Source organism: Pantoea dispersa, assembly GCF_035783935.1.
GTDB classification, from domain to species: domain Bacteria; phylum Pseudomonadota; class Gammaproteobacteria; order Enterobacterales; family Enterobacteriaceae; genus Pantoea; species Pantoea dispersa_C.
This window is the reverse complement of the sequence record NZ_JALKOV010000004.1, coordinates 204,144-215,892: the sequence shown is the minus strand read 5'-3', so window position 1 is coordinate 215,892 and position 11,749 is coordinate 204,144. Positions and strand designations below refer to the sequence as shown.

The following is an 11,749-nucleotide window of genomic DNA, read 5'->3' as shown; positions in this document are numbered from 1 at the left end:
TCGCCACCCCCCAGGGCGTAAAATTTTGTGAAAATCAACTCTTGTGATGATCTGATTGCTGACTAGAATACTCACCATATTGTTGTTCAAACTTTCCGCACCCCCTATATATAGTGTTTATCCACAGGCTTACTCACAATGAGCCGCCTGTGAATAGACGGGGGATAATTTTGTATTTCATGGACAGGTAAACACGCGACATGAACCAAAGTCTGCTCGTTACGAAACGCGATGGCCGTCAGGAGCGCATTGATCTCGATAAGATTCACCGGGTACTGGACTGGGCAGCCGAAGGGCTGAACAACGTCTCGGTCTCGCAGGTTGAGTTGCGTTCGCACATCCAGTTTTACGATGGCATTAAAACCTCGGACATTCACGAGACCATCATTAAAGCTGCCGCCGATTTGATCTCCCGTGACGCGCCTGATTACCAGTACCTGGCTGCGCGTCTGGCTATCTTCCACCTGCGTAAAAAAGCGTACGGCCAGTTCGAGCCGCCGAAGCTGTACGATCAGGTAGTGAAAATGGTCGAGATGGGCAAATACGACCGCCATCTGCTGGAAGATTACAGCACCGAAGAGTTCGAACAGATGGACGGCTTTATTGACCACTGGCGCGACATGAACTTCTCTTACGCCGCGGTGAAGCAACTGGAAGGCAAATATCTGGTGCAGAACCGCGTCAGCGGTGAAATCTACGAGAGCGCACAGTTCCTGTATATTCTGGTCGCTGCCTGCCTGTTCTCCGGCTATCCGCGCGATACCCGCATGACGTACATCAAGCGTTTCTACGATGCGATCTCGACGTTTAAGATCTCACTGCCGACGCCCATCATGTCCGGCGTGCGCACCCCAACCCGTCAGTTCAGCTCCTGCGTACTGATCGAGTGCGGCGACAGCCTGGATTCCATCAACGCCACCTCCAGCGCCATCGTGAAATACGTGTCGCAGCGTGCCGGTATCGGCATCAACGCCGGTCGCATCCGTGCGCTTGGCAGCCCGATTCGCGGCGGTGAAGCGTTCCACACCGGCTGTATCCCGTTCTATAAGCACTTCCAGACGGCGGTAAAATCCTGCTCACAGGGCGGCGTGCGCGGTGGTGCGGCAACGCTGTTCTACCCGATGTGGCATCTGGAAGTGGAAAGCCTGCTGGTACTGAAAAACAACCGCGGCGTCGAAGGCAACCGCGTACGTCACATGGACTACGGCGTGCAGATCAATAAGCTGATGTACACCCGCCTGCTGAAAGGTGAAGACATCACTCTGTTCAGCCCCTCCGACGTACCTGGCCTGTACGACGCCTTCTTCGCCGATCAGGACGAGTTTGAGCGTCTGTACACCAAATACGAAAAAGACGACAGCATCCGCAAGCAGCGCGTGAAAGCCGTCGATCTGTTCTCGCTGATGATGCAGGAACGTGCCTCAACCGGCCGTATCTACGTGCAGAACGTTGACCACTGCAACACCCACAGCCCGTTCGATCCGGCAATTGCGCCAGTGCGCCAGTCTAACCTGTGCCTGGAGATCGCGCTGCCGACCAAACCGCTGGAAGACGTTAACGACGAAAGCGGCGAAATCGCGCTGTGCACCCTGTCCGCCTTTAACCTTGGCGCGATTGAGAGCCTGGACGATCTGGAAGAGCTGGCGACCCTGGCAGTACGCGCGCTGGATGCCCTGCTCGACTATCAGGATTACCCGATTCCGGCGGCAAAACGCGGCGCAATGGGCCGTCGTACCCTGGGTATTGGCGTGATCAACTACGCGTATTACCTGGCGAAGCACGGCGTGCGCTACTCCGACGGCAGCGCCAACAACCTGACGCACAAAACCTTCGAAGCTATTCAGTACTGGCTGCTGAAAGCCTCGAACGAGCTGGCAAAAGAGCAAGGTGCCTGCCCGTGGTTTAAAGAGACCACCTATTCGCAGGGCATTCTGCCGATCGATACCTATAAAAAGGATCTCGACAGCGTGTGCAACGAGCCGCTGCACCTTGACTGGGAAGGACTGCGCGAGTCGATTAAAACCCACGGTCTGCGTAACTCCACACTGTCTGCGCTGATGCCGTCTGAGACCTCTTCGCAGATCTCGAACGCCACCAACGGTATTGAGCCGCCGCGCGGTCACATCAGTATCAAAGCGTCGAAAGACGGGATTCTGCGCCAGGTGGTACCGGAGTATGAGCGTCTGAAAGATCAGTACGAACTGCTGTGGGAGATGCCATCGAACGACGGTTATCTGCAGCTGGTGGGCGTGATGCAGAAGTTTATCGACCAGGCGATTTCGTCTAACACCAACTACGATCCGGGCCGTTTCGCCAATGGCAAAGTGCCGATGAAACAGCTGCTGAAAGATCTGCTGACCGCGTACAAATTTGGCGTGAAAACCCTGTACTACCAGAACACCCGTGACGGTGCGGAAGATGCGCAGGACGATCTGGCCCCTTCCATTCAGGACGATGGCTGCGAAAGCGGCGCCTGTAAAATTTGATCGAAAGGCGCCTGCGGGCGCCTCATCGTGTCTGGGCCTGCTGCGGCTGGCCCGCTTCACTTTTGGACTTAGTCATGGCTTACACTACTTTCTCACAGAACAAAAATGACCAGCTGAAAGAGCCGATGTTCTTCGGCCAGTCAGTGAACGTTGCCCGTTTCGACCAGCAGAAATATGACATCTTTGAAAAGCTGATCGAGAAGCAACTCTCCTTCTTCTGGCGTCCGGAAGAGGTTGATGTCTCACGCGATCGCATCGACTATCAGGCGCTGCCGGAGCATGAGAAGCATATCTTTATCAGTAACCTGAAGTATCAGACGCTGCTGGATTCCATCCAGGGCCGCAGTCCGAACGTGGCGCTGCTGCCGCTGATTTCGATTCCCGAGCTGGAAACCTGGGTGGAAACCTGGGCGTTCTCCGAGACCATCCACTCGCGCTCGTACACCCACATCATCCGTAATATCGTCAACGATCCGTCGCTGGTGTTTGATGACATCGTGACTAACGAGCAGATTCTGGCGCGCGCGCAGGATATCTCGAAGTATTACGATGATCTGATCGAGATGACCAATTACTGGCATCTGCTGGGTGAAGGAACCCATCAGGTGGCGGGCAAGAGCGTGACCGTGAACCTGCGTGCGCTGAAGAAGCAGCTGTATATCTGTCTGATGAGCGTTAACGCGCTGGAAGCAATCCGCTTCTACGTCAGCTTTGCCTGCTCATTCGCCTTTGCCGAGCGCGAACTGATGGAAGGTAACGCCAAGATCATTCGTCTAATCGCCCGTGACGAAGCGCTGCACCTGACCGGCACCCAGCATATGCTGAACCTGATGCGTACCGGTGAAGACGATCCTGAAATGAAAGAGATCGCCGCAGAATGTCGTGATGAATGCTTCGATCTGTTTAAGAAAGCGGCCGAGCAGGAAAAAGAGTGGGCGGAATATCTGTTCAGCGGCGGCTCCATGATTGGTCTGAACAAAGATATTCTGTGCCAGTACATTGAGTACATCACCAATATCCGTATGCAGGCTGTGGGCCTTGATCTGCCGTTCCAGACGCGTTCCAACCCGATTCCATGGATTAACTCGTGGCTGGTGTCGGATAACGTGCAGGTCGCACCGCAGGAAGTGGAAGTGAGCTCCTATCTGGTGGGTCAGATCGACTCCGAAGTGGGCGAAGACGACTTCAACGATTTCCAGCTGTAAGCATGAGCCGTTCCGTGGTCATTCTGCGCAGCTCCGGCTCCCGGCTGGAGTGCGCAGACGAGCATCCTAATCTGCTGACGACGCTGGAAGCGCATAATTTATGCGTGGAGTTTCAGTGTCGTGAAGGCTACTGCGGCTCGTGCCGTATGCGTTTGCTGAAAGGCGAAGTGGATTATGCGGAAACCCCACTGGCGTTTGTGCAGCAGGGCGAGATTCTGCCCTGCTGCTGTAAGGCCAGAGGGGAGATTGAGATCGAGCTGTAACCTGCCGGCGGTACTGCTGAATCCCCTTTTATCGCGTTAAGATCCCGCATGGTCAGAGGGGGAACTGAGCACGCCGGAACGGCAAAACCCGCTCCCTGCGGGCCTCGACACGCGGCATCCCTGCCGCGTGACGTCCGGCTAAGCCCAGCTTCCCCCTCTTCCCTTTCAATTCTGGTGCTGCTGTAACAGGCACCCGACAACAGCGACCACCGAATCCAGCAGGGCGTGGGAGGCATAGCCGCTTGCAGCAGCCTCCGCGCCATGGATGGCGCGGCGGCAGGCCCCAGGGATGGGTTTATGCCGGTGCGGCAGGCGGCTATGCCTCTCACGACGCGGCACCCAACACAAAGCGATGCTGATCCCATGGCATCAGCAATCACAAGCCTGGACAGCGTTAGCTCTTCACCGTCTCCAGGACATCAATCCAGCCGTGACCGGTACTGACTTCACTGCCGTGCAGCCAGCGGCGCAGCATATTCATCGCCATCATCGCCACCACTTTCTGCCGGGTTTCCAGATTGTGCCGCCCATGGGTGAACTTCACCCGCTGGCCCCAGCTGGCTTCCGGCGTATGCAGCGCAATCGACACTTCCCCTTCCTGTAAATCGCCAACCGATAAGGCCAGCACCGTGCCCTGCTGCGCAGCTAACTGACGCGTGCGCGCCACCTGCGCTTCCAGCGACTCCTCACGTGCCGGCAGCAGCTCGGCGGCACTGAGCGGCACCTGCGCGGCGGCCAGCTGCCAGTGCAGCAAACCGGCTGTATATTGTTCGCTCAGAGCAAGGCGGAAGCCGCGATCGTGCAGTTCCCGCGCCAGTACGGCCGGCAGCCCTTCGAAACCTTCGAAAATGGTGCACTCGGCCAGCAGTAACTTAACCTGCTGCCACACCTGCTCCATCGCCACACGCTGGCTGGCCGGGCCGGTCAGTTTGATCTCAATGATGGGCATCGACGAGCGGTAGCCCATCACCACCCCTTCCGGCAGCGGCAGCGGTTCCAGCTCGGCGGCGATATCGCTCTCGCCACGGCCAAAGGTCGTCAGACGCAGGCACAACGGTGGTTCGGGCAACGCAAAACGCGCCTTAAGACGCGGAATGATCTGCTCCTCAACCATCACCTTGAATTCTGACGGCACGCCGGGCGTGAAGAAAATCCAGCAGCGATTGAGCTGCAGGGCAAACCCACAGGCGGTGCCGACCGGGTTATCGATCAACTCGGCATTGGCCGGAATCTCCGCCTGCTTGCGGTTACTGGCCGCCATGAGCCGGCCCCGGCTGGCAAACCAGGCTTCCATCTTCTCCAGCCACGCCTGCTGCAGTACCAGCTCGCTGCCGCTGGCGGTGGCCGCCGCCTGGGCGCTGAGATCGTCGCTGGTCGGCCCAAGACCACCGTTCACGATCAGCACATCGGCAACCTGACTGCGGGTTTGTAGCGCTTCGACCAGCGAGCTCATCGCATCGCCGACCGTGCTGCGACTGGTCATCGGCAGACCATGCTGAAACAGCACATCCGCCAGCCACGCGGCGTTGGTATCGACAATCTGCCCATGTAACACTTCATCGCCCGTTGAGAGCATTTCGACACGTATCACGATCTCTTCTCCTTATCCCTGTGGCTTTCACTGTAGGGAGGGCGCAGGCGAAACACAATCGCTGCCGGTGCGAAATAGCGGGTGAATCGCGATGCGGGAAGGAACAGCGGGAAGGCAGGAATCGGGCGCGAAGGACATCGCGCCCACGGGGATTAACGGCGCGCCAGCAGCAGGCCAACAAACAGACCGGCAGCCGCACCGATACCAATGCCCTGCCACGGTTTTTCATGCACGTAATCGTCGGCACGATACGCTGCCTGTTTGGCACGATAGTAATAGCTGTCGGACGCCTGGCTAACGCGATTCTTCACGTCTTCCAGCGCCTGCTCGGCTTTCTGCTTCAGTTCGATATATTTCTGGTCCGCCGGATCGCCCGAGGAGCGCAGCACTTCTTCCAGCGTTTCCGTCAGCAGCGCCAGATCGTCATCAAGACGGGTTTCAAATTGATCGGTAGATGACATGTTCACAATCCTCCATGTTTAAATGCGGTGTCGATTAACTATAGTCATAAATTGCGTTTTTGCGCCGCGCCGTCATCCGCTGACTGCGCTTTTTGCCGCGCTGAACGCAAAGTTATGTCATCCGGCGCGTTGCGCGCGGAATTGTGCTTCGTTTATTTGATTAATCTGATAAATTTTCAGCGGACTGAATTTTTTATTTTCGCCACTGTCGTAACCCCCTGTAGCCTGACGCTCAATGTCTTGCGACAGCCTAAATACACCCGAGCAGCTAAGGAAAAGATTTCCGGCATGAATCGTAGAAAATTTATGAAAGCGTCCATGGCCCTCTCTGCCGTTAGCGGCATGACCGGGCTCTCCTCGCTGTTTGCGCAGTCCGCCTGGGCCGATGATGGCATCGCCGACGGAACCGCCGTGCGCTTCGATTTCGATGTGCTGAAAAAGAAAGCCGCGGCGCTGGCCAAACAGCCCTGGGGCGGCGCGCCCGGCCCCCTGCCCGCTACCCTGGCCAACCTGACGCCGCAGGCGTATAACGAAATTCAGTACGACGCTAACCACTCGCTGTGGAACAACATCGCTGACCGCGAGCTGGATGTGCAGTTCTTCCACGTTGGCATGGGCTTTAAGCGCCGCATCCGCATGTTCTCGGTGGACGCCGCCAGCCGCGAGGCGCGGGAAATCCACTTCCGCCCGGAACTGTTTAATTATCACAACGCCAACGTTGATACCCAGCAGCTGGTCGGCAAAACCGACCTCGGCTTTGCTGGTTTCCGCGCCTTCAAAAAGCCGGAGCTGGCGCGACGCGACATCGTCTCTTTCCTCGGCGCCAGCTACTTCCGCGCGGTGGATGAAACCTATCAGTATGGCCTGTCGGCTCGTGGCGTCGCGGTGAATACCTTCAGCAATGGCAAGGAAGAGTTTCCCGACTTCACCGCCTTCTGGTTCGAGACGCCAAAAGCCGACGACACCACCTTTGTGGTGTATGCGCTACTGGACGGTGCCAGCGTTACCGGTGCCTACAAGTTCACCATTCACTGCGAAGAAAAACGCGTGGTGATGGAGGTGGAAAACCACCTGTTTGCGCGCAACGAGATTCGTCAGCTCGGTATTGCGCCAATGACCAGTATGTTCAGCTGCGGCACCAACGAGCGCCGCATGTGCAACACCTATCATCCGCAGATCCATGACTCCGATCGCCTGGCGATGTGGAGCGGCAGCGGCGAGTGGATTGCCCGTCCGCTGAATAACCCGCAGCGCCTGCAATTTAATGCCTATCAGGATGAAAACCCGCGCGGCTTCGGCCTGCTGCAGCTAAATCATGATTTCAAAGATTATCAGGATGTGATTGGCTGGTATGACAAACGCCCCAGCCTGTGGGTAGAGCCGATCGGTAAATGGGGCAAAGGCGCGATCAATCTGATGGAGATCCCGACCACCGGGGAAACGCTGGATAACATCGTTTGCTTCTGGCAGCCAGCCGAGCCGGTCAAAGCTGGCAGCGAGTTCAATTTCCAGTACAAACTCTACTGGAGCCAGCTGCCGCCGGTACGCAGCGGTCTGGCCCGCGTTGATGCCACGCGCACCGGGATTGGTGGCTTCCCGGAAGGCTGGGCACCGGGCGAACACTTCCCGGACCAGTGGTGCCGCCGCTTTGCTATCGATTTCATTGGCGGCGACCTGCAGGCGGCCGCGCCGAAAGGTATCGAACCGGTGATCACCGTGTCGTCTGGCACCTTCAAACAGGTGGAGATTCTCTACGTCGAACCGCTGAAAGGTTACCGTATCCTGTTTGACTGGTATCCGAACAGCGACTCAACCAAACCGGTGGATATGCGCCTGTTCCTGCGCACCAAAGATGAGACGCTGAGCGAAACCTGGCTGTATCAGTACTTCCCGCCACCGCCCGATCAGCGTAAATACACCGACGACCGGCAGATGACGCCGGGTTAACAAGCACGGCGAGGCGCACACCTCGCCGTTAGTTTTTCTGCATGCCGACGTGCGGAATGTTGTCTTCGAGATAAACCTCCGTGACCGCCCGGAAGCCCAGGCGACCATAAAAGCCTTCCAGATGCGCCTGCGCGGACAGATACACCGCCCGCTGCGGCCAGTGCTGTTCGCAGCTATTCAGCGCGTGCTCCATCAGCCGATAGCCCAGTTTCAGGCCGCGCGCCTCTTCCGACACAATCACCCGGCCAATGGTCACCGGCGAGGAAGCCAGCGCCGGCGTCAGCAGACGCGCATAGGCCAGTAGCTTGCCATCAAGAAAGCCCAGCAGATGGCGGTTATCGGCCGTCAAATCCTGGCCATCAATATCCTGATACGGACAGGCCTGTTCGACGATAAACACCTGATTGCGCAGTGCCAGCACGGTGTACAGCTGCTGCGCGGTCAGTTCACTGTGGTGGCAATCAAGCCATTGCATATCCATCGTGCTTCCTTGTCTGAGCGAAAAAAGTGATCTTCCCAGCCTATCACAGCGCAGGCGCGAAACGCAGAGGGCTGCAGCTGACTGAGGGGATCACGCGGTGCAATGTGATCAAACTCTCAAATTGCAGGCAAAAAAAATCAGGCCCGCAGGCCTGATTATGTCGATGACGCGCTGTTTACATCAGCGGCTGAGCCAGCTGCACCAGCGTGATGAGCGGCTGCGGATAAACACCGAGCAGCAGCACGAGGATGGCGGAGATCAGCACCACCACACCACCGGCGGTGAACGCCCAGTTGCCCGGGGTGTCGCGGCTGTGCAATTCAGGCGGGCTGAGGTACAGACTCACCGTAACGCGCAGGTAGTAATACAGACCAATGGCGCTACCGGCAACGACTGCAGCGGTCAGCCACCACAGATGCGCATTAACGCCAGACGCAATCACGTAAAACTTACCGATAAAGCCCAGCGTCATCGGAATACCGGCCAGCGACAGCATCATCACCGTCATTACTGCGGAGAGAATCGGACGATGCCAGAACAGACCGCGATACGAGTAGAGCGTATCGGCATCCGGACCGCGGTACGGGCTCGACATCAGGCTGACCACACCGAAGGCACCGAGGCTGCTGAACAGGTAACCGGCCAGGTAAACGCCTGCGGTTTCCAGCGACAGCTGATGGGTTTTCACCGCAATCAGCGCCACCAGCAGATAGCCAAGATGCGCGATGGAGGAATAGCCGAGCAGACGTTTGATGTTGCTCTGCGAAATCGCCATCAGGTTACCGAACAGAATCGATGCGAAGGCAATCACACCCAGCACGGTACGCACGGCTTCACTGTCCGTAACCGGTGCGTACATGAACAGGCGCATGATGACACCAAAGATAGCGATTTTGCTGGCGGTCGCGAGGAAGGTCGAGACCGGAGCCGGCGCGCCCTGATAAACGTCTGGCGTCCACAGATGGAACGGCACCAGCGACAGCTTAAAGCCAAGACCGATGATCATCATGCCCAGCCCGACCAGCAGCAGCGGCTGCTGAATCATGCTGTCATTCAGGCTCTTGCCGAGCTGCACAAAGCTCAGACTGCCGGAATCGGCGTAGATCAGCGCGATACCAAAGATCAGGAACGAGGACGCCGCAGCCGACAGAATCATGTACTTCAGCGCCGCTTCCAGCGAGCGCTTCTGGCGGAACGCGTAGCCGATCAAACCAAACAGCGGCAGCGACAGCAGTTCAATACCGATGAACAGCGCCGCCAGATGGTTGGCGCTGGCCAGCACGATACCGCCCAGCGCAGCGATCAGCACCAGCAGATAGAACTCATCTTTGTTGTCCGGGAAACCGGCCAGCCACGGATAAGCAAAGGTGCAGGTTGCCAGGCTCGCCAGTATCACCAGCGCGCTGTAGAACATCGAGTAGCCATCCACGCGCAGCAGCGGCGTGACATCCATGGCACCCACGTGACCCACGAACCACAGCGACAGCAGCGCGAGGTTCAGACCGATGACCGTCAGCGTGGCATTAACAAAGTGGTTGCGTCGCCACGCAATGGACAGCATCACAACCACCACCGTCAATCCGACGATTAACAGCGGTAGTAACGCGATCAATTGTTGAGGAGTTATTGTCATGGCGAATTACGGCCTTGTAGTTGAAATTGAAGCGGTAAACCACTGCTGAATATTGCTCATCGCAGCATGGGACGTGTCGAGGATTGGCTGAGGATAAACGCCCAGCAGCACCAGCAGCACGACCAGTACACCGATGGTCAGGAATTCGCGCGGCGACATTCCAGCCAGCGGCTCTTTTGATTTGGCTTCGCCGTAGTAAGCGCGCTGCATCATGATCAGTGAGTACACCGAGGCAAATACCAGGCCGAACGTGGCAATCACGATGATCAACGGCACCACCTGATAGCTGCCGGTCAGAATCATGAATTCACCGACAAAGTTACCGGTGCCCGGCATACCGAGGTTGGCCACGGCGAAGAACAGCGACAGGCCCGGAATCCACTTGATGCGCGACCACAGGCCGCCCATCTGGCGCATGTCACGGGTATGCAGACGCTCATACAGCTGGCCACACAGAATGAACAGCGCCGCGGCTGACAGGCCGTGCGCAATCATCTGCACCACCGCGCCCTGGAACGCCAGCTGGCTGCCGGTGTAGATGGCAATCAGCACGAAGCCCATGTGCGAAATTGAGCTGTAGGCGATCAGACGTTTGATATCGGTCTGCGAGAACGCCATCCACGCGCCGTAGAAGATACCGATGATGCCGAGCCACATGGCGATCGGTGCAAACTCCGCGGAGGCATTCGGGAACAGCGGCAGGCTGAAACGCAGCAGGCCATAGGCCGCCGTCTTCAACAGGATACCGGCGAGATCTACCGAACCGGCGGTCGGTGCCTGGCTATGGGCATCCGGCAGCCAGCCGTGCAGCGGCACCACCGGCATTTTCACCGCAAAGGCGATGAAGAAGCCAAGCATCAGCAGATACTCAACGGTGTGTGACATTGGCGTTTTCAGCAGTTCTTCATAGCTGAACGTCCACACGCCGGTCGCATTGTAGTGCACGAACACCAGCGCCAGAATGGCAATCAGCATCACCAGACCTGACGCCTGGGTATAGATGAAGAATTTGGTCGCCGCGCTGATACGGGTTTTCCCGTCGGACGCTTTGTGACCCCAGAGCGCGATGAGGAAGTACATCGGCACCAGCATCATTTCCCAGAAGAAGAAGAACAGGAACATGTCGATGGCGAGGAACACGCCGATTACGCCGCCGAGAATCCACATCAGGTTGAGGTGGAAGAAACCCTGATACTTTTCGATTTCATTCCACGAGCAGAGTACCGCCATCAGACCCAGCAGGCCGGTCAGCACCACCATCAGCAGTGACAGGCCATCCAGCGCCAGATGGAAATTGATGCCAAAGCGTGGGATCCACGACACCAGGAAAGTCGACTGCCACTGCGGCAGGCCCGCAGCCTGCGTCAGCGAATAGCCTCCCTGCAGCCACAGCTGCAGGCCCAGCGCCAGCGTCAGCCCCATAGTGATCAGGGCGATCCAGCGTGGCACCTTCGCGCCGAGGCGCTCAGCCAGCCAGCACAGCAAGCCCCCAACAAAGGGTATAATTATTAGCCAAGGTAATAACACGGCGTACATTCCCTATTTTCGTCTTCGTTCAGGCTATCGGACGCGCCGGTTTCGCCTCGTCAGCATCAGCACCTTACGTATTACTACGCTGTGGTGGCTGTGCTGGCGAACACTAAACTGGCAGCGTTGATCTCACCCGTGCATCAGACAATTTT

The 11,749-nt window shown here is 57.5% G+C and carries 9 protein-coding genes; 4 read left to right on the top strand and 5 right to left on the bottom strand.

The window, feature by feature from the left end:
* The first annotated feature begins 200 nt into the window (after nt 1-200).
* From nrdA to yfaE, 3 genes are all read left to right on the top strand, one after another.
* Nucleotides 201-2,486 carry a class 1a ribonucleoside-diphosphate reductase subunit alpha gene (gene nrdA, locus MXF20_RS10355; protein ID WP_325969177.1) on the top strand — a complete coding sequence of 762 codons (2,286 nt, stop codon included), beginning with the start codon at nt 201-203 and terminating at the stop codon, nt 2,484-2,486.
* Nucleotides 2,487-2,560: 74 nt separating this feature from the next.
* The gene (gene nrdB / locus MXF20_RS10350; RefSeq protein ID WP_021509230.1) at nt 2,561-3,691 is read left to right on the top strand and encodes a class Ia ribonucleoside-diphosphate reductase subunit beta; all 1,131 of its coding nucleotides are present in this window, start codon (nt 2,561-2,563) and stop codon (nt 3,689-3,691) included.
* A 2-nt stretch (nt 3,692-3,693) separates the two neighbouring features.
* Entirely contained in the window at nt 3,694-3,954 is a 261-nt protein-coding gene (gene yfaE, locus MXF20_RS10345; protein ID WP_325969176.1) for a class I ribonucleotide reductase maintenance protein YfaE, read from the top strand.
* A 394-nt stretch (nt 3,955-4,348) separates the two neighbouring features.
* Here yfaE and MXF20_RS10340 read toward each other — a convergent pair whose 3' ends face one another.
* Both MXF20_RS10340 and elaB read right to left on the bottom strand, forming a co-directional pair.
* Nucleotides 4,349-5,545, bottom strand: coding sequence for a nicotinamide mononucleotide deamidase-related protein YfaY (locus MXF20_RS10340; RefSeq protein WP_325969175.1), 1,197 nt, complete (start codon nt 5,543-5,545; stop codon nt 4,349-4,351).
* 152 nt (nt 5,546-5,697) lie between these two features.
* Entirely contained in the window at nt 5,698-6,006 is a 309-nt protein-coding gene (elaB, locus tag MXF20_RS10335) for a stress response protein ElaB (RefSeq protein WP_021509227.1), read from the bottom strand.
* Between the two features lie 288 nt (nt 6,007-6,294).
* Between elaB and MXF20_RS10330 the strand changes: the two genes are divergently transcribed.
* Nucleotides 6,295-7,953 (top strand): glucan biosynthesis protein, encoded by a 1,659-nt coding sequence (locus MXF20_RS10330; RefSeq protein WP_325969174.1) that lies wholly within the window; start codon nt 6,295-6,297, stop codon nt 7,951-7,953.
* 28 nt (nt 7,954-7,981) lie between these two features.
* On the opposite strand, the gene MXF20_RS10325 is transcribed toward MXF20_RS10330, so the two are convergent.
* The 3 genes from MXF20_RS10325 to nuoM all read right to left on the bottom strand — a co-directional run bounded on the left by MXF20_RS10325 (nt 7,982) and on the right by nuoM (nt 11,594).
* On the bottom strand, nt 7,982-8,434 hold the full coding sequence (locus MXF20_RS10325) for a GNAT family N-acetyltransferase (protein WP_325969173.1): 453 nt from the start codon (nt 8,432-8,434) through the stop codon (nt 7,982-7,984).
* A 175-nt stretch (nt 8,435-8,609) separates the two neighbouring features.
* Nucleotides 8,610-10,067 carry an NADH-quinone oxidoreductase subunit NuoN gene (gene nuoN / locus MXF20_RS10320; RefSeq protein ID WP_325969171.1) on the bottom strand — a complete coding sequence of 486 codons (1,458 nt, stop codon included), beginning with the start codon at nt 10,065-10,067 and terminating at the stop codon, nt 8,610-8,612.
* A gap of 6 nt (nt 10,068-10,073) precedes the next feature.
* Nucleotides 10,074-11,594 (bottom strand): NADH-quinone oxidoreductase subunit M, encoded by a 1,521-nt coding sequence (nuoM, locus tag MXF20_RS10315; RefSeq protein WP_325969169.1) that lies wholly within the window; start codon nt 11,592-11,594, stop codon nt 10,074-10,076.
* Nucleotides 11,595-11,749 lie beyond the last annotated feature (155 nt).